General features: G+C 71.0%; 23 protein-coding genes. 15 read left to right on the plus strand and 8 right to left on the minus strand.

The genetic code is table 11. From position 1 onward, the window contains the following. Positions 1-266: 266 nt before the first annotated feature. Complete coding sequence (locus DEJ33_RS08690; protein WP_375342148.1) at positions 267-1,655, plus strand: PhoH family protein; 1,389 nt, start codon at positions 267-269, stop codon at positions 1,653-1,655. Between the two features lie 532 nt (positions 1,656-2,187). Here the strand turns inward: DEJ33_RS08690 and DEJ33_RS08695 are convergent. From DEJ33_RS08695 to xseA, 5 genes are all read right to left on the minus strand, one after another. Next, the gene (locus DEJ33_RS08695; RefSeq protein ID WP_111079288.1) at positions 2,188-3,600 is read right to left on the minus strand and encodes an aspartate ammonia-lyase; all 1,413 of its coding nucleotides are present in this window, start codon (positions 3,598-3,600) and stop codon (positions 2,188-2,190) included. A 103-nt stretch (positions 3,601-3,703) separates the two neighbouring features. Beyond that, positions 3,704-4,318, minus strand: coding sequence for a carbonic anhydrase (locus DEJ33_RS08700; RefSeq protein ID WP_111079276.1), 615 nt, complete (start codon positions 4,316-4,318; stop codon positions 3,704-3,706). Positions 4,319-4,412: 94 nt separating this feature from the next. Then, entirely contained in the window at positions 4,413-5,051 is a 639-nt protein-coding gene (locus DEJ33_RS08705; RefSeq protein WP_111079277.1) for a DUF4245 domain-containing protein, read from the minus strand. Then, entirely contained in the window at positions 5,048-5,311 is a 264-nt protein-coding gene (locus tag DEJ33_RS08710) for an exodeoxyribonuclease VII small subunit (RefSeq protein WP_110903337.1), read from the minus strand. The genes DEJ33_RS08705 and DEJ33_RS08710 overlap by 4 nt, the downstream gene beginning before the upstream one ends. A 133-nt stretch (positions 5,312-5,444) precedes the next feature. Then, positions 5,445-6,686: an exodeoxyribonuclease VII large subunit gene (gene xseA / locus DEJ33_RS08715; RefSeq protein ID WP_111194762.1), complete on the minus strand. Its 1,242-nt coding sequence runs from the start codon at positions 6,684-6,686 to the stop codon at positions 5,445-5,447. Positions 6,687-6,810: 124 nt separating this feature from the next. Here xseA and DEJ33_RS08720 point away from each other — a divergent pair, with 124 nt between their 5' ends. Then, the gene (locus tag DEJ33_RS08720; protein ID WP_111194763.1) at positions 6,811-7,875 is read left to right on the plus strand and encodes a 4-hydroxy-3-methylbut-2-enyl diphosphate reductase; all 1,065 of its coding nucleotides are present in this window, start codon (positions 6,811-6,813) and stop codon (positions 7,873-7,875) included. Beyond that, positions 7,872-8,723 carry a DUF6264 family protein gene (locus DEJ33_RS17220; RefSeq protein WP_181437286.1) on the plus strand — a complete coding sequence of 284 codons (852 nt, stop codon included), beginning with the start codon at positions 7,872-7,874 and terminating at the stop codon, positions 8,721-8,723. Before DEJ33_RS08720 ends, DEJ33_RS17220 begins: the two co-directional genes overlap by 4 nt. Positions 8,724-8,823: 100 nt before the next feature. On the opposite strand, the gene DEJ33_RS08735 is transcribed toward DEJ33_RS17220, so the two are convergent. Further along, a complete protein-coding gene (locus DEJ33_RS08735) occupies positions 8,824-10,083 on the minus strand; it encodes a M18 family aminopeptidase (RefSeq protein WP_111194765.1) in 1,260 nt (419 codons plus the stop codon). Between the two features lie 109 nt (positions 10,084-10,192). Beyond that, the gene (gene fbaA, locus DEJ33_RS08740; protein ID WP_111121256.1) at positions 10,193-11,221 is read right to left on the minus strand and encodes a class II fructose-bisphosphate aldolase; all 1,029 of its coding nucleotides are present in this window, start codon (positions 11,219-11,221) and stop codon (positions 10,193-10,195) included. Between the two features lie 154 nt (positions 11,222-11,375). Between fbaA and glpX the strand changes: the two genes are divergently transcribed. Next, on the plus strand, positions 11,376-12,365 hold the full coding sequence (glpX, locus tag DEJ33_RS08745) for a class II fructose-bisphosphatase (protein WP_111079280.1): 990 nt from the start codon (positions 11,376-11,378) through the stop codon (positions 12,363-12,365). Positions 12,366-12,573: 208 nt separating this feature from the next. On the opposite strand, the gene DEJ33_RS08750 is transcribed toward glpX, so the two are convergent. After that, positions 12,574-13,833, minus strand: a complete 1,260-nt coding sequence (locus DEJ33_RS08750) for a DNA recombination protein RmuC (RefSeq protein ID WP_111194766.1) — start codon at positions 13,831-13,833, stop codon at positions 12,574-12,576. Positions 13,834-13,983: 150 nt separating this feature from the next. Here DEJ33_RS08750 and iolC point away from each other — a divergent pair, with 150 nt between their 5' ends. The 11 genes from iolC (at position 13,984) to DEJ33_RS08805 (ending at position 26,240) form a co-directional block, all read left to right on the plus strand. Then, complete coding sequence (iolC, locus tag DEJ33_RS08755; RefSeq protein WP_111194767.1) at positions 13,984-15,021, plus strand: 5-dehydro-2-deoxygluconokinase; 1,038 nt, start codon at positions 13,984-13,986, stop codon at positions 15,019-15,021. Further along, positions 15,014-16,003 carry a class I fructose-bisphosphate aldolase gene (locus DEJ33_RS08760; protein ID WP_111194768.1) on the plus strand — a complete coding sequence of 330 codons (990 nt, stop codon included), beginning with the start codon at positions 15,014-15,016 and terminating at the stop codon, positions 16,001-16,003. Before iolC ends, DEJ33_RS08760 begins: the two co-directional genes overlap by 8 nt. After that, positions 16,000-17,541 carry a CoA-acylating methylmalonate-semialdehyde dehydrogenase gene (locus tag DEJ33_RS08765; RefSeq protein WP_111194769.1) on the plus strand — a complete coding sequence of 514 codons (1,542 nt, stop codon included), beginning with the start codon at positions 16,000-16,002 and terminating at the stop codon, positions 17,539-17,541. The genes DEJ33_RS08760 and DEJ33_RS08765 overlap by 4 nt, the downstream gene beginning before the upstream one ends. Positions 17,542-17,548: 7 nt before the next feature. Continuing rightward, positions 17,549-18,442, plus strand: coding sequence for a 5-deoxy-glucuronate isomerase (iolB, locus tag DEJ33_RS08770; RefSeq protein ID WP_111194770.1), 894 nt, complete (start codon positions 17,549-17,551; stop codon positions 18,440-18,442). A gap of 35 nt (positions 18,443-18,477) precedes the next feature. Beyond that, entirely contained in the window at positions 18,478-20,367 is a 1,890-nt protein-coding gene (iolD, locus tag DEJ33_RS08775; RefSeq protein WP_111194771.1) for a 3D-(3,5/4)-trihydroxycyclohexane-1,2-dione acylhydrolase (decyclizing), read from the plus strand. Between the two features lie 33 nt (positions 20,368-20,400). Continuing rightward, positions 20,401-21,354: a sugar phosphate isomerase/epimerase gene (locus DEJ33_RS08780; protein ID WP_111078600.1), complete on the plus strand. Its 954-nt coding sequence runs from the start codon at positions 20,401-20,403 to the stop codon at positions 21,352-21,354. 69 nt (positions 21,355-21,423) lie between these two features. Continuing rightward, positions 21,424-22,485: a Gfo/Idh/MocA family protein gene (locus DEJ33_RS08785; protein ID WP_111194772.1), complete on the plus strand. Its 1,062-nt coding sequence runs from the start codon at positions 21,424-21,426 to the stop codon at positions 22,483-22,485. A 3-nt stretch (positions 22,486-22,488) separates the two neighbouring features. Further along, entirely contained in the window at positions 22,489-23,358 is an 870-nt protein-coding gene (locus DEJ33_RS08790) for a sugar phosphate isomerase/epimerase family protein (RefSeq protein WP_111078602.1), read from the plus strand. Next, the gene (locus tag DEJ33_RS08795) at positions 23,355-24,467 is read left to right on the plus strand and encodes a transaldolase family protein (protein WP_111194773.1); all 1,113 of its coding nucleotides are present in this window, start codon (positions 23,355-23,357) and stop codon (positions 24,465-24,467) included. Before DEJ33_RS08790 ends, DEJ33_RS08795 begins: the two co-directional genes overlap by 4 nt. Positions 24,468-24,477: 10 nt before the next feature. Then, a complete protein-coding gene (locus DEJ33_RS08800; protein WP_111194774.1) occupies positions 24,478-25,671 on the plus strand; it encodes a Gfo/Idh/MocA family protein in 1,194 nt (397 codons plus the stop codon). 161 nt (positions 25,672-25,832) lie between these two features. Further along, the gene (locus DEJ33_RS08805) at positions 25,833-26,240 is read left to right on the plus strand and encodes a tautomerase family protein (protein WP_111194775.1); all 408 of its coding nucleotides are present in this window, start codon (positions 25,833-25,835) and stop codon (positions 26,238-26,240) included. Positions 26,241-26,255 lie beyond the last annotated feature (15 nt).

Consider the following 26,255-nt stretch of genomic DNA (forward strand, 5'->3'; position numbering starts at 1 on the left):
GTGACCGCTCGGCGCAGGGTGCGGGGCGTGGCGGGACGGGCGGGAGGCGCGTGGCGGGGCCGCACCGCGCCTCCCGGACGTTCAGCCGGACGACACACGACCGTAACCGCAGGACCAGGCGTGTCGCTGGTGCCGTCGCACCGCGCGTCGTAGCTTGGCGACATCGGGCAACGCGCCCGGTCGGAGCGGCCACGGTCGGTGCTCCGGGACCGCTCCAGTGGCCGCGTCGAAGGACATGACCGGGCCGAGCGCGGCCCGGGGATGGAGTGGTCGTGACCTCTCAGAACGTCTCTCGCGGAACGTCTTCCACCTCGCCGCAGCACACCGCTGCGAGCAGCCGGGCCGCGGACTCGTCCACGCCGGTCGCCCAGCGCACGTACGTGCTGGACACCTCGGTGCTGCTCAGCGATCCGCGCGCCCTGTTCCGCTTCGACGAGCACGCGGTGGTCCTGCCGGTCGTGGTCGTGAGCGAACTCGAGTCGAAGCGCAACGACCCGGAGATCGGGTACTTCGCCCGGCAGGCGCTGCGGATCCTCGACGAGCTGCGCATCGAACACGAACGACTCGACTTCCCCGTCGCGGTCGGTGACGGCGGGTCTTTGCGCGTCGAGCTCAACCACTCCAACCAGTCCGTCCTGCCGTCCGGACTGCAGCTCGGCGACAACGACTCCCGGATCCTGGCCGTCGCGTCGAACCTGGCCAACGACGGGCTCGACGTGGTCGTCGTGTCGAAGGACCTGCCCCTCCGGGTGAAGGCCGCCTCGATCGGCCTCGCCGCGCAGGAGTACCGCGCGGAACTCGCCGTCGACAGCGGCTACACCGGCATCACGACCCTGCAGGTGTCCGGCGACCAGGTCGCCGACCTCTACGAGACCGAGGAGATCCGGACCCCCGACCTCGACGGCGTGCCCGTCAACACCGGCGTGGTCATCCACTCCGAACGTGGCTCAGCGCTGGGCCGCGTGCACTCCGCCGGCGCGGTGTCGCTGGTGCGCGGCGACCGCGAGGTGTTCGGCCTCCGCGGCCGCTCCGCCGAACAGCGACTGGCGATCGACGCCCTGCTCGACCCGGAGATCGGCATCGTCTCGCTCGGCGGCAGCGCCGGCACCGGCAAGTCGGCGCTCGCGCTGTGCGCCGGACTCGAAGCCGTCCTGGAACGCCAACAGCACAAGAAGATCATGGTGTTCCGTCCGCTGTACGCCGTCGGGGGGCAGGAGCTCGGGTTCCTGCCGGGCGATGCCTCCGAGAAGATGAACCCCTGGGCGCAGGCGGTGTTCGACACCCTGGGGGCACTCGTGTCCGACAACGTCCTCGAGGAGGTCGTCGAACGCGGCATCCTCGAGGTCCTGCCCCTCACCCACATCCGCGGACGGTCCCTGCACGACGCGTTCGTCATCGTCGACGAGGCGCAGTCCCTCGAACGGAACGTCCTGCTCACCATGCTGTCCCGGATCGGACAGAACTCCCGCGTCGTGCTCACCCACGACGTCGCCCAGCGGGACAACCTGCGCGTCGGGCGGCACGACGGGGTCGCCTCGGTGATCGAGCGGCTCAAGGGGCACCCGCTGTTCGCACACGTGACGCTGACGCGCTCGGAGCGGTCCGCGATCGCGGCGCTCGTGACCGAGATGCTCGACTCGCCGGACCTCGCGTAGCGGGCAGGCGGCCGCGCCGGCGCCGCGGCCGCGGCGCCGGCGCGGCCGCGGCGCGGCGCAGCGCAGCGCAGCGCGGCCGCCGCGGCGGCCGGCCCGCCGGCGCTGGCCGGCCCGCCGGCGCTGGCCGGACAGGCACAACGGAAACCGCTCCGAACCTCGGGATGCCGTGGTTCGGAGCGGTTTCCGTTGTGCGCAGCCGCCTCGAGCCGCGGCGCAGTGGACGCCAGCAAGGACGGACGGGAGGCGCGGTGCGTGCCCGCACCGTGCCTCCCGTCCGTCGCGGTGCGAGACGCCGCCGGGCTGGCGAGACGGCGCCGGGCTCGAGGGACGGTGCCGGGCTCGCGAGACGCCGCCAGACTCGCGAGACGGCGCCGGAGGTGCGAGACGGCGCCGGGCTCTCGGGACGCCGCCGGAGGTGCGAGACGCCGCCGGGCTCCCGGGACGCCGCTGGACGTGCGAGACGCCGCCGAAGTCGGCGGCGTCTCGTGCACTCGGCGGCGTCTCGTGCAGACGCCGGCGTCCTGCGGACGGGTCAGTTCGGGTGGGTCATGCTCAGGACGTCGAGGGCGCTGTCGAGCTGTTCCTCGGAGACCTCGCCGCGCTCGACGAACCCGAGGGCGACGACGGCCTCGCGGACCGTGAGCCCCTCGGCGACTGCGTACTTGGCGACCTTCGCGGCCGACTCGTAGCCGATGACCCGGTTCAGCGGCGTCACGATCGACGGCGAGGACTCCGCGAAGGCACGCGCCCGCTCGAGGTCCGCCTGCAGTCCGTCGACCGTCTTGTCGGCGAGCACCCGGGAGCTGTTCGCGAGCAGTCGGATCGACTCGAGGAGCGCCGTCCCCATCACCGGGATCGCAACGTTCAGCTCGAACGAGCCGGAGGCGCCTGCCCACGACACGGTGGCGTCGTTGCCGATCACCCGGGCGGCGACCATGAGCGTGGCCTCCGGGATGACCGGGTTCACCTTGCCGGGCATGATCGACGAGCCCGGCTGCAGGTCGGGAATGTGCAGCTCGCCGAGGCCCGTGTTCGGCCCGGAGCCCATCCAGCGCAGGTCGTTGTTGATCTTCGTCAGGCTGACCGCGATGACCTTCAGAGCGCCGGACGCCTCGACGAGGGCGTCACGGGCGCCCTGCGCCTCGAAGTGGTCGAGGGCCTCGGTGATCGGCAGGCCGGTGTCCTCGGCGAGCTGGGCGATGACCTGCTGCGGGAACCCCTTCGGCGTGTTGATGCCGGTGCCGACGGCGGTGCCGCCGAGCGGGACCTCGGCGACGCGGGGGAGCGTGGCGTTCACCCGCTCGATGCCCAGGCGGATCTGCCGCGCGTAGCCACCGAACTCCTGCCCGAGGGTCACCGGGGTGGCGTCCATCAGGTGCGTCCGGCCGGACTTCACCGCGTCCGCCCACTCGACGGCCTTGCGCTCGAGGGACTCGGCGAGGTGTTCCAGCGACGGCACGAGCGACCGGATGAGGGCATCGGTGACAGCGACGTGCACCGAGGTGGGGAAGACGTCGTTCGAGGACTGCGACGCGTTGACGTGGTCGTTCGGGTGGACCTCGGTGCCGGCGACGCGGGAGGCCAGCGTCGCCAGTACCTCGTTCATGTTCATGTTCGAGGAGGTGCCGCTGCCGGTCTGGTAGACGTCGACCGGGAAGTGGTCGTGGTGCTCGCCACCGATCACCGAGTCGGCCGCGGTGGCGATGGCCTGCGCGACGGCGTCGTCGAGGATGCCGAGGCGACCGTTCACGAGCGCCGCGGCACGTTTGATGCGGGCGAGGGCCACGATCTGCGCCGACTCGAGGCCGGTGCCCGAGATCGGGAAGTTCTCCACGGCCCGCTGCGTCTGGGCACGGTAGAGGGCCGACGCGGGGACCCGCACCTCGCCCATCGTGTCGTGCTCGATGCGGAACTCGCCGTCAGCGGGGGTGGTGGTGTCGGTCACGTCGTCGTGGTCCTTCCTCGTGGTGCTCACACCGGGTCGCGGTCGCGGCGGTGTCGGTGGCGCTCCGGCGGCTCGTCGCTGCCGCAGCGGTCACGTCGTCGGGTCAGGCCTGTCCGACGACGGTGTCGATCGTGACCTCGCCCGTGGTCAGGTCGTAGGTCGCGCCGACCACGGCCAACCTACCGTCCGCGATCGCGTCGGAGACGGCGCCCGACCGGTCCAGGATCGCCTTCAGGCTGGACTCGAGGTGCGCAGCCCCCACGGCCTCCTGGGCGACGTCGGGGTCGGTGGCGCGGACCCGCTCGACGCTCGGGGTGATCGCGTCGACGAGAGCCTGCAGGTGCGGGGCGGGTACCGGCTCGCCGGACCGTGCTGCAGCGACGGCGCCGCACTGGGTGTGGCGGAGCACGACGACCAGCGGGGTGCCGAGCGCGACGACGGCGAACTCGATCGAGCCGAGCACCACGTCGTCCACGATCTGCCCGGCGTTGCGGATCGCGAAGACGTCGCCGATGCCGGCGTCGAAGACGTGCTCGAACGGCACGCGGGAGTCCGAGCAGCCCAGGACGGTCGCGAACGGGGCCTGAGAGCCCTGCAGCTCGGAGCGGCGCTCGGGGTCGATGCGGCCGGTGCGGCGCTTGTCGGCGGCGAAGCGGGCGTTGCCCTCGACGAGGAGTCGCAGGGCGTCGGCGGGGGTGGAGGCGGCGCGGTCGGTCATCGTGTGTCGTTCCTCGGGCTGTTCGGGTTCGCGGGGGGTGTTCGGGTTCTCGGCGGTGTGCGGGGTCGCGGGCTGCTGCCGGCGGAGGTGCTGCCTAGCGGGTGAGTTCCTTGCCGACCGCCGTCGCCACCGTCGTGAAGGACTCCTGGTCGGCGGTGCCGGCGAGCACCACGGTGTCCTTGCCGGAGGTGGTCACGAGGGCGTACGCGTTGTTGCCCGCACCCTTGCCCTCGTCGCGGCGGTCGTAGACGGTCCACTTCGTCCCGGCGATCGTGCGCGACCCGGTCGCGGGCTTCTGCTCGAGCTGGTCGGCGATCCAGGTGTCGTTGGCGTCGATGCCCTGGTGCATGCCGATGTACTGGTCGTCGGGCGTCAGGAGGCCGATGGTCCACACCGCGACCCCCCGCGCCGAACCGGACTGGTACTCGGCGTGGTTCGAGGTGTACGACGACGGCAGGTCCGGCACGAGGAGCTGCGCCCCGGAGACGTCGGCCTGCTGCGCGACCTGTCGGTAGTCGACCGAGCGGTCGACGGCCTGGTCGGGGCGGACCACGACGGCGACCAGGAACAGCACGATGCCGAGCGACGCGATGAGCGCCAGCACGAGGTTGAACGCCGTCTGGTGTTCACGGCGGGCTCGGCGGGCGGTGTCCTTGCGCGCCCAGGTCTCCTCCGCCGTCTCGGGGCGCCCGAGTTCGGCGACGATCGGGCGGCCGGTCTCCGGGTCGCTCATCGGGCGTCTCCCGCTGCGGACTGGTCCGCGCTGCCGTTCTCCGTCGCGGAGCGCGCCGCGTCGAGTCGGGCGCGGGCGCCGACGAGCCACTCTTCACACCGCGCGGCGAGGGCTTCGCCGCGCTCCCACAGACCCAGGGACCGCTCCAGGGTCGCCGAACCCTGCTCGAGCTCGGAGACGACACGGACGAGTTCGTCACGCGCCGCTTCGTAGCTCAGCGAGCGGACGTCGGACTGCTCGGACTGCTGCTCGGAAGACACATGCCGATCCTACCGAGCCGCCACCGACGTGGCGGCTGCCGCCCGACCCTGTGGAGGACCGCGCCTGTGGAGGACGGCAGTGGTGGAGGGGCGGTGGCGTGCGTCCTGGCGGAGTGGGGACGGGCCTCCCGGCTCAGGAACCCGAGCCGTCGGGACCGGGCCCGTCCGCCTCGAGCGTCCCGACCGCGGTCCCCGTGCCGAGCGTGACGTGCACCGGTGTCGCCCCGTCGAGGTCGTCCGCGCCGCGCACCACCGACCCGGTGTCCGTCTGCACGATCGCGTACCCGCGGCGGAGGGTGTCCCGCGGGGACAGGGCGCGGAGCCGACCGGTCAGGTGGCCGACCTCGGAGTGGGAGCGCTCGATGCGCCGGTCGAGGAGTTCCCGGGCGCGCGAGAGGTCACGAGCGACCTCTTCGGCGCGGGTGTCCACGAGCCAGGCGGTGGACGCCAGTGCCGGACGCGAGCGGAGGGCCGCGATCCGGTCGGCCTCCACCGAGAGCGTGTGCGAGAGCCGCAGCCCGAGCCGGGCGCGGGCCTGCCGGACGTTGGCCAGTTCCTCGGCCACGTCCGGGACCACGCGCTTCGCTGCGTCGGTCGGGGTGGAGGCGCGGAGGTCCGCGACCTCGTCGAGGATCGGTCGGTCGGCCTCGTGCCCGATCGCGGAGACGATCGGCGTCGTCGCGGCCGCGGCGGCCCGGACCAGGCCCTCGTCGCTGAAACCGAGCAGGTTCTGGAAGTCGCCGCCGCCGCGGGCGACGATGATGACGTCGACCGTGGGGTCGGCGTCGAGTTCCTGGATGGCTGCCGTGACCTCGGCGACGGCTCGGTCGCCCTGCACCGCGGTGTGCACGGTCCGGAACTCGACCTGGGGCCACCGGAGCTGCGCGTTCCGCTTGACGTCCTTCTCGGCGTCGGAGTCCTTGCCGGTGATCAGCCCGATGCGGTGCGGCAGGAACGGCAGACGCTTCTTGCGCGCGGGGTCGAAGAGCCCTTCTTCCGCCAGGGCCCGACGCAGCCGCTCGAGGCGCTCGAGCAGGTCCCCGAGCCCGACGTGCTTCATCTCGACGACCTGCATCGTCAACGAGCCGCCCTTGACCCAGTAGTTCGGCTTCACCGCGGCGACGACACGGGCGCCCTGCTTGAGGTCCGACGGCACCCGGGAGCGCACGCTCGACCAGATCGAGAACGAGACGGTGGCGTCGACCTCGACGTCCTTGAGCTTGCCGTAGACGTTGCCGCCGGCGACGTTCCACTGGGTGATCTCACCCTCGACCCAGGCCACCCCGAGTCGGTCGATCCAGTCCCGGAGCTTCGCGCCGAGCAGCGCGACGGGCCACGGGTCCTCTGCCGTGGGCGGCCCCTGTTCGATCGCCATGGCGCCCCTCTCTCGTCGTGCGGTCCATGCTGCCGGACACCGGGGACATCCCGGGCGGCGACGCTCCTCCACAGGCTCGTCGGTGCCCAGGCTGCGCGGGTCCTGCTCACCTATCATCGGGGACGTGACGATCACCAACGGCCACTCGGTCCCGCTCGCCCCGCCGCGGGTCCCCGCAGCGCGCGGTCGACTGCGCGACGTCCCGGTCAGCGGACCCAAGCGGGTCCTGCTCGCCGCACCACGTGGGTACTGCGCCGGCGTCGACCGGGCCGTGGTCGCGGTCGAGAAGGCGCTCGAGCAGTACGGTGAGCCGGTCTACGTCCGCAAGCAGATCGTCCACAACGTCCACGTGGTGTCCACGCTGGAGCAGCGCGGAGCCGTCTTCGTCGACGACGTCGCAGAGGTGCCCCGTGGGTCGCACGTCGTCTTCAGCGCGCACGGTGTCTCCCCGGCCGTCGTGGCCGGTGCCGCGGACCGCGACCTGCACGCCATCGACGCGACCTGCCCGCTCGTCACCAAGGTGCACCGCGAAGCCACCCGGTTCGCCAAGGCCGAGCGCACGATCATCCTCATCGGGCACGCCGGCCACGAAGAGGTCGAGGGCACCATGGGCCACGCACCCGACCGGACGATCCTGGTGAACGGTCCGGCCGACGTCGCTGCGCTCGACGTCCCCGACCCGGACAACCTCGTGTGGCTGTCGCAGACCACCCTGAGCGTCGACGAGACCATGGAGACGGTGCGGCTCCTGCGCGAGAAGTACCCGTCGATCGAGAACCCACCCTCCGACGACATCTGCTACGCCACCCAGAACCGCCAGGTCGCGGTCAAGAAGGTCGCGCCGGCAGCGGACCTGGTCATCGTCGTCGGCTCCGCGAACTCGTCGAACAGCGTCCGTCTGGTCGACGTCGCCCTCGAGTACGGCGCGAAGGACGCACACCGCGTGGACTACGCCGAGGAGATCCGCCAGGAGTGGCTCGACGGCGTGCAGACCGTCGGCGTCACGAGCGGCGCTTCCGTGCCGGAGGTCCTGGTCGCAGAGGTCCTCGAGCAGCTCGCCGACGCCGGCTACGGTGCGGTCGAGGAAGTCTTCACCGCGCACGAGGACCTGATGTTCTCGCTGCCCCGCGAACTCCGCACCGACGCGGACGGCAAGCCGACGCGTCCGCTCGGCGGGCGCACCCGATGACCGGGCCCGACCCGCAGACGGACGGCTGGGCCGGGGTCCCGCCGCGGGCGACGACGGCGGTGGACGGCCGGGAGGCCCGGGTCGTCCCCGACGCGTCCGTCGACCCCGCGGGTGGTGGCGCCGGTTCCGGTACGGCCGGTGCGGCCGGTACAGCCGGGGCGGCCGGGGCGGCCGGTACGGCCGGCACGGCCGGTGTCTCCAGTGCGGCCGGTCGTCCGGCTCCGCAGTACGGGGAGTACGCACCCGAGGGTTGGGTCAACCCCGTCCTCGTCGAGCAGGAACGGCAGGAGCAGCGGGACCGCGATCACGCCGCCGCGTCGGCCGTCGCATCCGCCGAGCGCTCGAACGGCACAGCGCGCTCGAACGGCACAGCGCGTTCGAACGGCACGGCGGCTCCGGACGGCTCGGCCCGCTCGCCGCAGGGGGACCGCGGTCGGGGAACGACCCCGCGGGAGGGCGCGTCCGTCCGCCGGCTCGGTGCATCGCCGGTCGACGTGCTCCTGACGTTCGTCCTCCTGGCGATGGGACTGGTCAGCGTCGTGCAGTCGCTGTCGATCGGCTCGGTCGCCTCCACCGTCCGCCAGACCCTCGAGACGAACTACACGGAACTGCAGGACCCGGGCACGCTCAACGGCGCCGCGATGATCAGCGCCGTCGGCATGCTCGTGATCTTCGCCCTCGTGCTCTGGTGGTCCGTCGTCCGGCTCCGGGCCGGCAGGCGCACCTTCTGGGTGCCGCTGCTCGGCGGTGCCGTCGCGACGGTGTTCAGCTCGATCGTCTTCGTCATCGTGGTGTTCCAGGACGACGGCTTCGTCGCAGCGATGATGCGTCAGGCCTCGGGCGGCTGAACCAGGGTCTCCGGACCGGGCTTCCGGACCCGGGCCTCGTGACCCGGGCCTCGTGACACGGGCCTCGTGACACGGGCCTCGTGATCCGGGTCCGCCCAGGTCAGGCCAGGAACGCCGCGACCGCAGCGTGCAGGTCGGCGAGGTCGTCGACGTGCACCAGTTCGCGGACCGAGTGCATCGACAGCAGGCCGACGCCGATGTCGATCGTGGGGATCCCCAGCCGGGTCGCCGCGATCGGACCGATCGTCGATCCGCCCGGGATCGTGTTCACGTTGACGAACGGCTGGTGGTCGACACCGGCCGTCCCACACGCGGCGGCGAACACCGCGGTGCCCTTCGCCTCGGTCATGTAGCGCTGGTTCGCGCTGATCTTCAGGAGCGGACCACCACCCGGCCGCGGGCGGTTGGTGGGGTCGTGCTTCTCGGAGTGGTTGGGGTGCACCAGGTGTCCGGCATCGCTCGAGAGCAGCCACGAGGCACGGAAGGCACGGGCGGACTCGGACCGGGTGGCGCCGAGGCCCTCCTGCACGCGGGCCAGCACGTCCTCGAGGAACGGTCCACCCGCACCCGACGGCGAGGACGACCCGATCTCCTCGTGGTCGAACGCCGCGAACACCGGGATGTGGTCACCGTCACCCGGTGCCTCGAGCAGCCCGCGCAGTCCGGCGTGCACGCTCGTCAGGTTGTCCATCCGGCCCGAGGCCAGGAACGCCCGGTCGATGCCGATCCGCGACGGGGCCTGCGTGTCCGCGAAGAAGAGGTCCCACGAGACGGCGGTCTCGCCGAGTCGGGAGCGTAGCCACTCCATGACGTCGGTGCCACCCGTGCTGGCGTCGGTGCCGACGATCGGCAGCGTGTGCCGCTGCTTGTCGAGTGCCGGACCGTCGTTGGCGCCGCGGTCGAGGTGGATCGCGAGGTTCGGGATGCGGGCGACCCCGTCGACGGTGTCGAAGAGCGCGGTCGTGCCGTCGCGGTGGACGACCCGTCCGGCGATGCGGAGGTCACGGTCGAACCACGTCGACAGGACCGGGCCGCCGTAGACCTCGACGTTCAGCTGCTCCCAGCCGCCGACGCGGACCGTCGGGTTCGGCTTGATCCGGAAGCCGGGGGAGTCGGTGTGTGCGCCCAGGATGCGGAAGGGCGTCGTCGCGGTCGCGCCGTCCGGGAGGCGCCAGGCGATCACGGCACCGTCGCGGACCACCACGTAGGCACCTGGTTCCGTCGGCCACGCCTGGGTCTCGTCGAGGTCGGTGAAACCGGCGGCGACCAGACGGTCACGGGCGACCGAGGCCGCATGGAACGCGGTGGGGGACTCCGTGACGAAGTGGGCGAACTCGCTGGCGATGGCGTCGACGGTCATCCGACCATCGTGGCACGTCGTCGTGAGCCGGCATGCAGTGGGCGTTCGCGGACGCAGACGGGGGCGCCGTCCGCCGGACGCGCCCCCGGGCCTCCTGGCCGGTCCGACGTCAGCTCTGGGACTGTCCCGCCGAACCGAGGACCTTCGTCGCCTCGACGACACGAGCGGCCATCGCGGACTCGGCGACCTTGCCCCAGGCGCGCGGGTCGTACTGCTTCTTGTTGCCGACCTCGCCGTCGAGCTTGAGGACGCCTTCGTAGTTCGTGAACATCGAGCCGGCGATCGATCGTGTGAACGCGTACTGCGTGTCCGTGTCGATGTTCATCTTGATGACGCCGTTGCGGACGGCCTCGTGGATCTCGTCGTCGGTCGACCCGGACCCGCCGTGGAAGACGAGGTCGAGCGGGTTCTGGCCGGTGCCGTGCTTCTCTGCGATGGCGTCCTGGATCTCGCCGAGGAGCTCGGGACGGAGCTTGACGTTGCCCGGCTTGTAGACGCCGTGCACGTTGCCGAACGTCAGCGCGGCGATCCAGCGGCCCTGGTCACCCATGCCGAGCGCCTCGACGACACGCTCGACGTCGTTCGCGGTCGTGTACAGGGCGTCGTTCGTGCCCTCGTGCTGCACGCCGTCCTCTTCGCCGCCGACGACGCCGATCTCGACCTCGAGGATCGCGTTGATGTTGCGCGTCTTCTCGATCATCGTCTTGGCGATGTCGATGTTCTCGTCGAGCGGCACGGCCGAACCGTCCCACATGTGCGACTGGAAGATGGGGTTGCGACCCTGGCGGACCTCTTCCTCGCTCGCGGCGATGAGCGGCAGGACGAAGCCGTCGAGGGCGTCCTTCGGGCAGTGGTCGGTGTGCAGCGCGACGGTGATCGGGTAGTTCTTCGCCACCTCGTGCGCGAAGGCCGCCATCGCGAGCGCGCCGGCGGCACGGTTCTTGACGGTCTGGCCGGCGAAGTAGTCCGCCCCGCCGGTGGTCACCTGGATGATGCCGTCGGAGCCCGCCTCGGTCAGTCCCTGGAGGACCGCGTTGATGGTCTGCGAGGACGACACGTTGACCGCGGGGTAGGCGAACTTCCCGGCCTTCGCGCGGTCGATCATCTCGGCGTACTGTTCCGGCGTTGCGATGGGCACTGGATCTCCTTCGACTTCTTCGGTGATGTCCCGGTCGATGCTAGTCAGGGCCGGTTGGTGCGTGGTGGGTGTGACGGGTGCCTGTGGACGGATCGCGCTCTGCACATCCGTCCGCCGGGGAGGCCGGACGGTCGGCGCTCGGTACGCTGGGGGTGTGACTCCCACGACTGAGACCGGCTCCCTGTTCCTCCAGCCCGACCGCAACCTCGCGCTCGAGCTCGTGCGTGCGACGGAGGCCGCCGCGATCCGTGCGCAGCCGTGGGTCGGTCGGGGTGAGAAGAACCTCGCCGACGGCGCCGCGGTGGACGCGATGCGGAAGTTCCTCGGCACCGTGAACTTCGACGGCGTGGTCGTCATCGGAGAGGGCGAGAAGGACAACGCCCCGATGCTCTACAACGGCGAGCACGTCGGCAACGGCCACGGTCCCGCGTGCGACATCGCCGTCGACCCGATCGACGGCACCTCGCTCACCGCCGCCGGCCGCCAGAACGCCATCTCCGTGATGGCCGTCTCCGACCGCGGTTCGATGTACGACCCGTCGGCCGTGTTCTACATGGACAAGATCGCCGCAGGTCCCGAGGGCCGCGGGGTCCTGGACCTCGACAAGCCGATCGGCGACAACATCCGGGCACTCGCGAAGGCCAAGGGCAAGGACCTCGAGGACATGGTCGTGGCCGTGCTCGACCGTCCGCGCCACGACGAACTCATCCGCGCCATCCGTGCCACGGGCGCCGGAACGCGACTGCTCCTCGACGGTGACGTCGCCGGCGGCATCGCGGCGGCGCTCCCCGGCTCGGCGATCGACATGTGCGTCGGCGTCGGCGGCACGCCGGAGGGCATCATCACGGCCTGCGCGATCAAGGCGCTCGGCGGGGTCCTGCTCGGCAAGCTCCAGCCGAAGGACGACGAGGAGCGCCAGAAGGCGATCGACGCCGGCCACGACCTGGACAAGGTCCTCGACCAGGACGACCTGGTGACGGGCGACAACACGTTCTTCGTCGCCACCGGTGTCACCGACGGCGTCCTCGTCGACGGCGTCCGTCGCTCGCGCGGCGTCATCCACACCGACTCGCTCGTGCTGCGGTCCCGCTCGAACACCATCCGCCGCATCCAGGCCGATCACCGCGCCGAGAAGTGGTTCTGATCCGCTGAGTCGACGGCGCCCCGGCCCCGGCCCCGGCTGCCGGTGCGGCCCGCGGTGCCGATCAGCTGCGCACAACAGGAACCCGCTCGCGCCACGGCATCCCGTGGTTCGAGCGGGTTCCTGTTGTGCTGGGGCCGGCCGGCCGGCGCCGGGCACCGGGCAACGGCACCGGGCAACGGCGCCCGCCGCGGGCGTCGCGCCGCCGCGCTCAGTCCTCCGTCGCGCTGACGAGCTCCGGTGCCGTCAGCAACCGCGGCTCGTCCTCGATGCTCGTCGGGTCCGCGATCACCTTGGACTCGTCGAGCAGTGACAGCCGTCGAGCGCTCGGCAGCACCTGCCGCTCGAGCGAGCCCACGAAGCGGTTGTAGTCGACGACGCTGCCCCGGATGGACCGGCCGAGCTTGTCGACGTGGGTGGCCATCGTCGCCAGTCGCCCGTGCAGTTCGCGAGAGATCGTGAAGAGCTCTCGGGCTTCCTGCGTGACGACGTCCTGCTGCCACGAGAACGCCACGGTCTTCAGCACCGACCACAGCGTCACTGGAGAGGCCAGCGCCACGCGCTTCCGGAAGGCGTGGTCGAGCAGTCCGGGGTCGGCGGCGAGTGCACTGGCGATGAGTGACTCGGACGGGATGAACGCCACGGTCAGCTCGGGTGAGGCATCGTAACCGGACCAGTACTCCCGCGCGGCGAGGGCGTCGACGTGGCCCCGGAGCGCCTTGACGTGCTGCGCCATCAGCTGGTCGCGACGCGCAGCCTCGGCGCCGGTGGCACTGGCCGGGATCTCGGACGCCTGCAGGTACGCGGCGAAGGGCACCTTGGCGTCGACGGCGATCGACTTGCCGCCGGGCAGGTGCACGATCATGTCCGGTCGAGCAGCGCCGGCGGAGGTGGTCACGGCGGACTGCACGTCGAAGTCGACGCGTTCGAGCAGACCGGCCGCCTCGACCACGTTGCGCAGCTGCGTCTCGCCCCACACCCCGCGGGTGCTGTTCGACGACAGGGCACCGGCGAGGGTCTCGGCGGTCGCTCGGAGCCGTTCCTCGGACTCGGCCGCGGACCGGAGCTGGGCCGAGATCGCGCCGTACTGCTCGCTGCGGGAGCGTTCGAGTTCCGCGATCTTCTCGCGCATCACCTGCAGGGTGTCGGCGACCGGGCTCAGCGCCGTGAGCACCTTCGACTCGTCCTGCGCCCGAGCCGACTCCGCACCGTGCAACCGCTGCACGAGGTGCTCGAGTTCGGCGGATCGGCGCTCGAGGGAGTCGACCTGCCGTCGGTACTGCGTGTCCTGCGCATCGAGCCGGTCGTCAGCGTCGTTCCGCGACTCCTCGAGCTGGGACCGCAGCGCCTCGGCGGTGGCGCGGGCGACCGCTGCGTCGACGCCGGCACGGGACTTGGCGAGCGTCCACGCGACGAGTGCACCGACGAGGGCGCCGAGCACGAGGCCGATGACCAGGGCGAGGATCTGCATGACGCGACCCTGGCAGGACCCACCGACACCGGGCCTCCCGTCCGACGCCGTCGCGAGGGCGTTGCGAGACCATGTCATGACATTAGGCCAAGGGTCGTGTACAGTCGTGCTCGTCCGACGATGAAGCCGCACGGAAGGTCCTGCTGTCGCATGACGATCGAAGCACCGCACGCCTACGACGTGATCACGATGGGACGCGTCAGCGTCGACATCTACCCGCAGCAGACCGGCCCCCTCGAAGACGTCGAGACGTTCTCGAAGTCGGTGGGCGGCAGCGCCACGAACGTCGCGATCGCGGCGGCCCGGCACGGCGCGGACACCGCTGTCATCACCCGCACCGGCAACGACCCGTTCGGCCGGTACATCGCCCGCACGTTGCCCGAGTTCGGTGTCGCCAACGACTTCGTCGCCACGGTCGACGGCCTGAACACACCGGTCGCGTTCTGCGAGGTGTTCCCGCCGGACGACTTCCCGCTCTACTTCTACCGTGCGCCCAAGGCGCCGGACCTGATGATCACCGCGAAGAGCCTGCCGCTGCACGAGATCGAGCGGGCGCGGGTGTTCTGGACGACCGTCACCGGACTCAGCGAAGAACCGAGCCGGACCGCGCACCACGTCGCGTACGCGGCACGGAGCGCGTCCGAGCACACCACGAAGGTGCACACCGTCCTGGACCTCGACTACCGGTCGATGTTCTGGTCCACCCCGGCCGCCGCCACGCGGGAGGTCGCCATCGCCCTCGAGCACGCCACCGTCGCGGTCGGCAACCGTGAGGAGTGCGAGGTCGCCGTCGGTGAGACCGACCCGGTGCGCGCAGCCGACGCCCTGCTGGAGCGCGGGGTCGAGATCGCGATCGTCAAGCAGGGGCCGAAGGGTGTCCTGGCGAAGACCCGTGACGAGTTCGTCGAGGTTCGTCCGCACCACGTCGACGTCGTCAACGGACTCGGCTCCGGCGACGGTTTCGGGGGCGCGCTCACCCACGGGTTGCTGCAGGGCTGGGGGCTCGAACGGATCCTGTCGTTCGCGAACGCGGCCGGCGCGATCGTCGCGACCCGGTTCGAGTGCTCGACGGCGATGCCCACGAGCGACGAGATCGAAGCCTTCCTGCGGAGCAACCCGACGCAGGGCACGGCGACCGAGGGAACCAACACCGAGGGAACCAGCACCGAGGAGGCTCTCCGTGCCTGAGCTGACCACTTCCGACTTCGACCGCCTGCGTGACACGCGCGCCGGTCACCCCGAGCGGATCGCCTCGGTGCTCGCATCGCGACGGAGGCGCCCCCTCCTGGGCGAGGACGGCAAGCTCTTCATCGTGGCAGCGGACCACCCCGCCCGTGGCGCGCTCGCGGTGCGGGACGACCCGGCCGCGATGGCGAACCGCTACGACCTGCTCGAACGCCTCGTCGTGGCCCTCGGCCGCCCCGGTGTCGACGGGGTGCTCGGGACCCCCGACATCCTGGAGGACCTGGCGCTGCTCGGGGCGCTCGACGACAAGGTGGTCGTCGGGTCGATGAACCGCGGAGGTCTCCGGGGAGCGACCTTCGAGATGGACGACCGCTACACGGCGTACTCGGCAGCGTCCATCGCGGACTCCGGGTTCGACTTCGCGAAGCTGCTCATCCGCGTGGCCCTGTCCGACGCCGGCACCGCGCCGACGTTGGAGGCCACCGCGAGGGCCGTGACGGAGTCGGCCGCGCGCCGCCTGCCGATCATGCTCGAGCCGTTCATGTCCGACCGTCGTGACGGGACGGTTGTGAACGACCTGTCGGCGGAGGCGGTGATCACCTCGATGGCGATCGCCGCGGGCCTCGGCGAGTCGAGCGCGTACAGCTGGCTGAAGATCCCGGTCGTCGACGACATGGAGCGGGTGATGGCCGCGACGACGCTGCCGACACTCCTGCTCGGCGGTGACCCGGCGTCCCGTCCGCTCGAGACCTACGCGAAGTGGGCCGATGCCCTCGCGCTGCCGGGCGTCCGCGGCCTGGTCGTCGGCAGGACGCTCCTCTACCCGTCGGACGGCGACGTGGCGGGAGCGGTCGACGTGGCCGCGGGGCTCGTCCACAGCGGGACCCAGCACACGGGTCTCTCCACAGATCCCCATGACTCCTCTGCGGACCCCGTCGGTTCCGCGAGCATCAACGAGCCCGTCTCGGAAGGAAGCAAAGCATGACCACCACGGGATCCACCACGACCGTGTCCGACTCCACCAGCACCGACAGCCCGGTCGTCGGGCACTGGATCGACGGCGCGCACGTCGCGTCCACGTCCGGACGCACCGTGCCGGTCTACGACCCCGCCCTCGGAGTCGTGACGAAGCAGGTCGCCCTCGCAGACGAGCAGGAGATCCGGACGGCGATCGCCAGCGCGAAGGCCGCCTTCCCCGCGTGGAGTGAGCTGTCGCTGACCAAGCGCCAGCAGATCATGTTCGCGTTCCGCGAGATCCTCAACCGCGACAAGGCCGAACTCGCCGAGATCATCACGAGCGAGCACGGCAAGGTGGTCTCCGACGCACTGGGCGAGATCGCCCGCGGGCAAGAGGTCGTCGAACTGGCGACGAGCATCCCGCAGCTGCTCAAGGGTGAGTTCTCCGACCAGGTGTCGACCGGCATCGACGTGTACTCGATCCGACAGCCGCTCGGAGTCGTGGGCATCATCAGCCCGTTCAACTTCCCGGCGATGGTGCCGCTCTGGTTCCTGCCGATCGCCATCGCCGCGGGCAACACCGTCGTGCTGAAGCCGAGCGAGAAGGACCCGTCCGCGGCCATCTGGCTGGCTTCGAAGTTCACCGAGGCCGGACTGCCGCCCGGGGTGTTCACGGTCCTGAACGGTGACAAGGTCGCGGTCGACGGACTCCTGACCAGTCCCGACGTCGAGTCGATCTCGTTCGTCGGTTCGACCCCGATCGCGCAGTACGTCTACGAGACCGGGACGAAGCACGGCAAGCGCGTGCAGGCCCTCGGCGGCGCGAAGAACCACATGCTGGTGCTGCCGGACGCCGACCTCGACCTCGTCGCGGACAACGCGATCAACGCGGGCTTCGGTTCAGCGGGGGAGCGCTGCATGGCGATCTCGGTCGTCGTCGCGGTGGAGCCCGTCGCCGACGAGCTCGTCGCGAAGATCGCCGAGCGCGCCGCCACGCTGCGCATCGGTGACGGCCGCCGCGGCTGCGACATGGGACCACTCGTCACCGAGCAGCACCGGGACAAGGTCGCCTCGTACATCGAGGTCGCAGAGCAGGACGGTGCGGTCATCGTGGTGGACGGCCGCACCGTCCGTCCGGACGGCGACGAGAACGGCTTCTGGCTCGGCCCGACGCTCATCGACGAGGTGCCGACCTCGAGCCGCGTCTACACCGAGGAGATCTTCGGTCCGGTGCTCGCCGTCGTCCGGGTCGCCACCTACGAAGAGGGTCTGGGGCTCATCAACTCGGGCGCCTTCGGCAACGGCACCGCGATCTTCACGAACGACGGCGGCGCCGCCCGGCGCTTCCAGCGGGACGTGCAGGTGGGGATGATCGGCATCAACGTGCCGATCCCGGTGCCGGTGGCCTACTACTCGTTCGGCGGGTGGAAGAACTCGCTGTTCGGCGACCACAAGGCCTACGGCGCGGACGGCGTCAGCTTCTTCACGCGGCAGAAGGCGATCACCTCCCGGTGGCTCGACCCCTCGCACGGCGGCATCAACCTCGGCTTCCCCTCGAACGGCTGATCCGACGATGACCGACAACTGGTTCAACCCGCGGGGCAGCCGGCCGGAAGACGGCTGGACCGACGTGGTCGACGGCCGGGTGCCGGGGTGGGCGCACACCGGCCTCCGGACCGGGACTCTGACGGACGGTGGCTCGCTGTGGCTGGACTCCGCCCCGGTCGAACGGATCGTCGTGCCGCTCGCCGGCAGCTTCACCGTGCGGTACGGCGACGCGGTGCAGGAGCTCGAGGGTCGCGCGAGCGTCTTCGAGGGCCCCACGGACGTCCTCTACCTCGGCTCCGGGACCGCCGCGGTGATCACGGGCACAGGCCGACTCGCGGTCGCCGAGGCCCCCACCGACGTGGTCGAGCCGCCGGTGTACATCCCGCGGCAGGACGTGCCCGTCGAACTCCGTGGTGCCGGGCAGTCGAGCCGGCAGGTCCACAACTTCGGGACCCCGGCGGCGCTCGACGCCGCACGGCTGATCGTGTGCGAGGTGATCACGCCCGCGGGCAACTGGTCCTCGTGGCCCGCGCACAAGCACGACACCGAACGACCCGGGCAGGAGTCCGAGCTCGAGGAGATCTACTACTACGAGTCCGCCGTCGCCCGTGGCGCCGAGCACGTCGCTCCCGACGCCGCCGACCCGTTCGCGCTGCACCGGACATCGGCCTCGGACGACCGGCCGATCGACGAGTTCCGGCAGGTCCGCACGGGCGACATCGCACTCGTGCCGTACGGCTGGCACGGACCCGCCGTCGCCGCCCCGGGCTACGACATGTACTACCTCAACGTGATGGCCGGGCCCGGCCCCGAACGCGTCTGGAACATCACCGACGACCCCGCCCACGGGTGGGTCCGTCAGCTCTGGGAGTCCGAGTCGCTCGACCCCCGCCTGCCCTACCTGAAGGAGGACGTGTGACCACGACACAGCGCCAGCCCGGACCGACGCGCCGCATGACCGTCGGCCAGGCGCTCGTCGAGTTCCTGGCGAACCAGTGGACGGTGGACGGTGACGTCCGCGAGCGCACGATCCCGGGGGTCTTCGGGATCTTCGGCCACGGCAACGTCGCCGGGCTAGGCCAGGCGATCAAGCAGCTGCACGTCGAGCAGCCCGGACTGCTGCCGTACCACCAGGCCCGCAACGAGCAGGCGATGGTGCACGAGGCCGTCGGGTTCGCCCGGATGCACCGCCGTCGTGCGACCTTCGCGTCGACGGCGTCGGTCGGGCCGGGCGCTGCGAACATGCTCACCGCCGCCGCGCTCGCCACGACGAACCGGCTGCCGGCACTGCTGCTGCCCTCGGACACCTTCGCCACGCGGACCACGGACCCGGTGCTGCAGCAGATCGAGATGCCCCACGACACGTCGATCCAGGTGACCGACGCGTTCCGTCCGCTCTCGCGCTTCTTCGATCGGGTCGTCCGACCGGAGCAGCTCTTCTCGATCGCGCTCCAGGCCATGCGGGTCCTCACCGATCCGGCCGAGACCGGTGCGGTGACGATCGCCCTGCCGGAGGACGTCCAGGCCGAACGACTCGACGTCCCCGTCGCGTTCCTGCAGCCCCGCGAGTGGCACATCCGGCGGCCGATCCCGGAGACCGGTCCGTTGGCGCGTGCCGTCGCTGCGATCCGACAGGCGAAGCGTCCGGTCATCGTCGCCGGTGGTGGGGTCCTCTACTCCGGCGCCGAGGACGAGCTCCGCCGCTTCGTCGAGGCCACGGGCATCCCGGTGGGCACCTCGCAGGCCGGTGGTGGGTCCCTGGTCTGGGACCACCCGCAGTACCTCGGCGGCATCGGGGCCACCGGCACGGCCGCCGCGAACGCCGTCGCCGCGCAGGCCGACGTGGTCATCGGGATCGGGACGCGGTACAGCGACTTCACCACGGCGTCCCGCACGGCCTTCCAGGACCCCGACGTCACCTTCGTCAACGTCAACGTGGCGTCCTTCGACGCCTACAAGCACGGCACGCAGCTGCCGGTGATCGCGGACGCCCGGGAGGCCCTGGTCGCGTTGACCGCGGCCCTCACCGCCGACTCGTCGTACGCGGTCGACGCCGGCTACGTCGCCGAGATCCGGGACCGGAAGCGCGAGTGGGACGCCATCGTCGACGAGGCGTTGGCCCCGTCCGGCGCCGATCTGCCCGGGCAGGCCGAGATCATCGGCGCCGTCCAGGCCGCCAGCGATCCGCGCGACGTGGTCATCCAGGCCGCCGGTTCGCTGCCCGGCGACCTCCACAAGCTCTGGCGGGTCCGCGACGCGCTCGGCTACCACGTCGAGTACGCCTTCTCGTGCATGGGCTACGAGATCGCCGGCGGCATCGGTGTCCGCCGCGCAGCACCGGACCGCGATGCCATCGTGATGGTCGGTGACGGCTCGTACCTGATGCTGCACACGGAGCTCGTGACCGCCGTCGCCGAGGGCATCAAGATCATCGTGGTGCTCATCCAGAACCACGGGTACGCCTCGATCGGCCACCTGTCGGAGACCGTGGGGTCGGAGCGTTACGGCACGAAGTACCGCTACCTGGACGAGACGCAGTCGTTCGACAACGGCGAGCCGTTGCCCGTCGACCTCGCTGCGAACGCCCGGTCCTACGGCGTCGACGTGATCGAGGTGCAGCCCGGACCGGACAGCATCGCCGACCTCACCGCAGCGCTCCGCCAGGCCAAGGCGAACCAGCACACCACGCTCGTGCACATCAACTCCGACCCGCTGGTGTACGCGCCGGACGGCGACGGCTGGTGGGACGTGCCGGTCGCACAGACCTCCACGCTCCCCAGCACACAGGCCGCCCGCGCCGAGTACGAGCAACAGGTCGCCGCGCAGCGTCCGCTGCTCGGCTGAACCCGATCCGAGACAGAAAGCGACAGCGACGTCATGACCGACACCGCCACCCCCACCGGGGTCCCCGACGAGGACACCACCACCGCCGGCATCCGCATCGGCACCGCCCCCGACTCGTGGGGCGTCTGGTTCCCGGACGACCCGAACCAGGTGCCGTGGCAGCGCTTCCTCGACGAGGCCGCGGCCGCCGGGTACCGGTGGATCGAGCTCGGCCCGTACGGCTACCTGCCGACCGACCCGGCGCAGCTGTCCGACGAGCTCGAGTCCCGGGGACTGCGGCTGTCGGCCGGCACCGTCTTCACCGGGTTCCACAAGGGCGACGACCAGTTCCAGCGCGCTTGGGACCAGGCCGTCGCGGTCGCCGGGCTCGCAGCGGCCCTCGGGGCGGAACACCTCGTGACCATCCCGGACCTGTGGCGCTCGGACGCCACCGAGGAGGTCCTCGAGCCCCGGACGCTGAGCGACGAGCAGTGGGAGCGCCTGGGCACGGGGCACGACCGACTCGGCAAGGCGCTGCTCGAGGAGTTCGGTGTCCACCAGCAGTTCCACACGCACGCGGACAGCCACGTCGGGACGTTCAAGGAGACCGTGCGCTTCCTCGAGGTCACCGACCAGCGGTACACGAACCTGTGCCTCGACACCGGCCACTTCGCCTACTACGGCGGCGACAACCTGAAGCTCATCGCCGAGCACCCGGACCGCATCGGGTACCTGCACCTCAAGCAGGTCGACACCGATCTGCTGTTCGACGTGCTGAAGAACGACGTGCCGTTCGCCACCGCGGTGTCGCAGGGCATCATGACCGAGCCGCCGCACGGGACCCCGGCGCTCGCGCCGATCATCGAGGCCGTCGCCCGCATCAACCCGGACGTGTTCGGCATCGTCGAGCAGGACATGTACGGCTGCTCCGTCGACGCCCCGGGGCCGATCGCCGAGCGCACCTTCCAGCACATCTTCGGTTCGACCGCGGCCGCGCGGACCGACTGACGTCGCGAACGCCACCGTCAGCTCGACACCGTCACCACGACACCGTCCACCACACAGAGGAAGACAGTCATGAGCACCACGCAGAACCTCCGCGTCGCCGTCGTCGGCGCGGGCATGATGGGCGCGGACCACGTCCGACGCATCACCGCGAAGATCTCGAACGCCGACGTCGTCGCGGTCGTCGAGCCGGACGCGTCCCGGGCCGCCGCCGCTGCTGCGCTGGCCCCGGGTGCGATCACCGCGGCCTCGTTCGAGGAAGCCCTCGACTCCACCGACATCGACGGTGTCATCATCGCGACGCCCGGGTTCCTGCACGAGCCGATCCTCGTGACCGCCCTCGAGCGCGGTCTCGCCGTGCTCTGCGAGAAGCCGCTGACGACGAGTGCCGAGGACAGCCTGCGCATCGTGCAGCTCGAGCAGGAGCACGCCGGTCGGCCGACGATCCAGGTCGGGTTCATGCGACGGTTCGACGCCGGGTACCAGGAGCTCAAGGCGCTGCGGGAGTCGGGCGCGAACGGCGCTCTGCTCGCGCTGCACCACGCCCACCGCAACCCGACCACGCCACCGAACTTCAGCGAGTCGATGCTCATCCACGACTCGGTGATCCACGAGATCGACATCATCCCGTTCCTCACGGGCGAAGCGATCACGAGCGTCGAGGTCAAGAAGCCGCGGAAGAACTCGCTGGCACCGGCCGACCTGCCCGAGCCGCAGTTCGTGCTGTTCACGACCGAGTCGGGGACGATGGCGATCGTCGAGATCAACGTCAACGCCCAGTTCGGTTACCAGGTGACCACCGACGCCGTGTTCGAGTCCGGCGTCGCCTACATCGGGCGCGACACCTCGCAGACGATCGTGTCCGCCGGGGTCTCCGGTCAGGGCGTCACGCCGTCGTTCAAGGAACGGTTCGCGGCAGCCTACGACGAAGAGGTGCAGCGCTGGGTGGACGCCGCTCGCGACGGCGGCATCGACGGGCCGAGCGCCTGGGACGGCTACACGGCGTCCGTCGTCGCCGAGGTCGCCGTCCGGGCGCAGCAGTCCGGGGTGACCGAGCCCGTGGAGTACGCGGTGGTCAAGCCGGCGTTCTACAACGCGGCTGCCGCGCCGGCCGACGTCCTCGCGGGAGCGTAGCCCGTGCCGAAGATCGCCCTCGATCCGACCCCGTTCCACCACGACCTCGACCTGCTCGAGTTCCCCCGGAAGGTCGCCGAGCTGGGGTACGAGTACCTGCAGCTGACCCCGCACCGGGACTTCATCCCGTTCCACCGGCACCCGAAGGCGGACGACGACCTCGTCGACGCGTTCGCGGCAGCCTGCGTCGACGCCGGCGTCCAGGTGGCGTCGGTGCTGCCGGTGCTCCGCTGGTCCGGGCCCGACCGGGAGACGCGCGAGACCGCCGTCAAGCAGTGGAAGCGCGTCATCGAGATCACCAAGCGGCTCGGCGTGGACACCATCAACACCGAGTTCTCCGGTCGACCCGAACGTGCCGAGGAGTCCGAGGCACAGTTCTACTGGGCGATGGAGGAGCTCCTGCCGATCATCGAGGACGCGGACCTCCGGGTGCTCATCGACCCGCACCCCGACGACTTCGTCGAGGACGGTCTCGAAGCGCTCCGGGTGATCCGCGGGCTGAACTCGAAGAGCGTCGGCTTCGTCTACGTCGCCTGCCACACCTTCCACTACGGCGGGGACATGGACGCGGTCATCGACGCCGCCGGTGATTCCCTCCAACTCGTCCACGTGGCCGATGCGTACGACCACCGTCGCTCGCACGGCCTCCGCTACATCACGAACCCGCCCGGCAACCCGGTCCGGGTGCACCAGCACCTGCCGGTCGGGCAGGGCGACGTCGACTTCGACGCGTTCTGGCGCGCGCTCGACCGCGTGGGCTTCTCCGGCCGTGACGACACCGTCGCGGTGTCGAGCGTCTTCGCCGAGGACGAGAACGCCGACGCGGTGTCGCGGTTCCAGCTCGACCAGATCACGAAGGGACTCCACCGATGACGAGCACGCTCGAGACCCAGGACGCGGCTGCGGTCGACGTCCGACCGGTCACCCTGCAGGCGACGGAGCAGACGCCCACCGCGCTGTGGAACGACTCCGCCGACCCGCACGAGCTCGCGACCGCGATCTCCGAGTACGGAGCGGTCGGGGCGACCTGCAATCCGGTCATCGCCTACACGTGCATCAGGCAGGACCCGGAGGTCTGGGTCCCGCGCATCCGACAGCTCGCCGAGGAACACCCGACCGCGGGGGAGTCCGCACTCGGGTGGATGGCGGTCGAGGAGCTCTCGGTCAACGCTGCCGCGCAGCTGCTGCCGGCGTTCGAGGCATCGGGCGGTCGCAACGGCCGGCTCAGCATGCAGACCGACCCGCGCCTGCACCGCGACCGGGACGCCCTCGTCGAGCAGGCCGTGCGCTTCTCCGGCCTCGCGCCGAACATCATCGTGAAGATCCCGGCGACGAAGGTCGGCATCGCGGCCATCGAGGAAGCGGCGTACCGGGGTGTCTCGATCAACGCGACCGTGTCGTTCACGGTGGCGCAGGTCGTCGCGGTCGGCGACGCGATCGAGCGGGCGTTGGACCGCCGGGCGGCCGAAGGTCTGCCCGAGCAGGAGTTCGGGCACGTCGTCACCCTGATGGCCGGTCGGTTCGACGACTGGCTGAAGACCGTCGTCAAGCGCGACCACGTGATGATCGACCCGGGGTACCTCGAGTGGGCCGGGGTCGCCGCGGTGAAGAACGCGTACCGGGTGTTCCAGGAGCGCGGCTTCCGATCCCGGGTCCTCGTCGCGGCCTTCCGGAACGCACTGCAGTGGTCCGAGTTCCAGGGCGGTGACCTCGTCGTTTCGCCGCCGTTCCAGTGGACGAAGGACATCAACGACAACGCGTTCCCGTTCCGTCCGGACGCGATCGACGACGAGGTACCGGCACACGTCGTCGAGGCCCTCCGCCGTGCGACGCCGGAGTTCGCCCGTGGTCATGACGTCGACGGCATGACCATCGACGAGTTCGACCGGTTCGGCGCGACCGTCACGACGCTCCGCCAGTTCCTCGATGCCGATGCGCAACTCGACGCCCTCGTGCGCGACATCATCGTCCCGGCCGCCTAGGTCGTCGACGATGGACATGGTCGGGGTGGGGCTCATCTCGGTGGGGTGGATGGGACGCCTGCACTCCCGCGCCTACCGAGCGCTGCCGGACCACTTCCCGGAACTCGGAGTCCGCCCGCGCCTGGTGGTCGCGGCCGACCCGGTGCCTGCGGCGCGGGAGCAGGCCACGGAGCGGCTCGGCTACGAGCGGGCCGTCGCCGACTGGCACGAGGTCCTCACGGACCCGGAGGTCGACGTCGTCTCGATCTGCTCCCCGAACTTCCTGCACCGCGAGATGGCGGTCGCGGCGGCCCAGGCGGGCAAGCCGTTCTGGATCGAGAAGCCGATGGGCCGGTACGCCAGCGACTCCCGTGACATCCACGACGCCGTCCAACGGGCGGGGGTGGTCACGAGCGTGGGGTTCAACTACCGGCACGCACCCGCGGTCGAGCGGGCGCGTGAGCTCGTCCGCAGCGGGAGGCTCGGCCGGATCACGAACGTCCGCGGCTCCCTGCTCGCCGGCTACTCGTCCGACCCGGCGGCTCCGCTGACCTGGCGCTTCGAGCGCGACCGAGCGGGGTCCGGCGTGCTCGGTGACCTGCTGTCGCACGGCCTGGACCTGGCGCAGTACCTCGTCGGCCGGATCGCGAGCGTCACCGCACTCGCCGAGACGTTCATCACGGAGCGGCCGCTGCCCGGCGCTGGGATCGTCGACCGCAGCGCCGCCGCGACGGGTGACCGCAGGCCGGTCGAGAACGAGGACTACGCCGCCCTGCTCTTCCGCTTCGACGACGGTGCGGTCGGGACGATGGACTCCAGCCGGGTGATGCGCGGTCCGCACGCCGAGTACACGATCGAGGTCTACGGCACCGCCGGGTCGATCCGCTGGGACTTCCAGCGGATGAACGAACTGCAGGTCTGCCTCGACGGGCAGGAGACCCACGGCTACACGACCGTGTACGTCGCGCCCGGGGACGGCGAGTTCGCCCGCTTCCAACCGGGCGCCGGGACAGCGATGGGGTACGACGACCTCAAGACGATCGAAGCGGCGCAGTTCCTGGCGAGCGTCCGGAGCGGCCGCCAACTCGCGCCGTCGGTGGCGGACGGGCTGGCAGCAGCGTCGATCGTGGAAGCGGCGGAGGCCTCGCTCGCCGACGGGGCCTGGCACGACGTGGCACGTGTCGACGGACTGCTCACCGCGGACGCGCCGACACCGGTGTTCTGATCCCGGCGGGTCCACCGACCACGATCCGGACGGGAGGCGCGTCACCAGCTGGTGACGCGCCTCCCGTCCGTCATGGGGTGACGCACGACGCCCGCTGGTCGCCGCCACAGCAGCTGGGGCGATAGTATGTCCTGACAAAGTCACCACCAGCAGGAGGCACCATGCCGCTCGTCCGATTCGACCTCGCCACCGGTCGCACCCCGGAAGCCGTCCGCGCGATCGCCGACGCCACCCACCAGGCGATCGTCGACGTCTACGGGATCCCGGAGCGAGACCGCTTCCAGGTCATCACCGAACACCCGGCGTCGCAGATCATCGCGCTGGACGCCGGCCTCGGCTTCGAACGCACCGAGGGCGTCGTCATGATCCAGGTCTTCACCCAGCGGGGGCGGTCCGACGACGCGAAGCAGGCGCTCTACGCCGCGATCCACGACGCGCTCGCCGGGGTGGGCGTCGCCTCCGAGGACGTCTTCATCGGCTACGTCGAGAACGGTCCCCAGGACTGGTCGTTCGGCTTCGGTCGCGCCCAGTACCTGACCGGCGAACTCGGGGTCCCCAGCGCGAGCTGACCGGCCTGCCAGGCC

It is taken from the genome of Curtobacterium sp. MCPF17_047 (assembly GCF_003234045.1).
Classification (GTDB): domain Bacteria; phylum Actinomycetota; class Actinomycetes; order Actinomycetales; family Microbacteriaceae; genus Curtobacterium.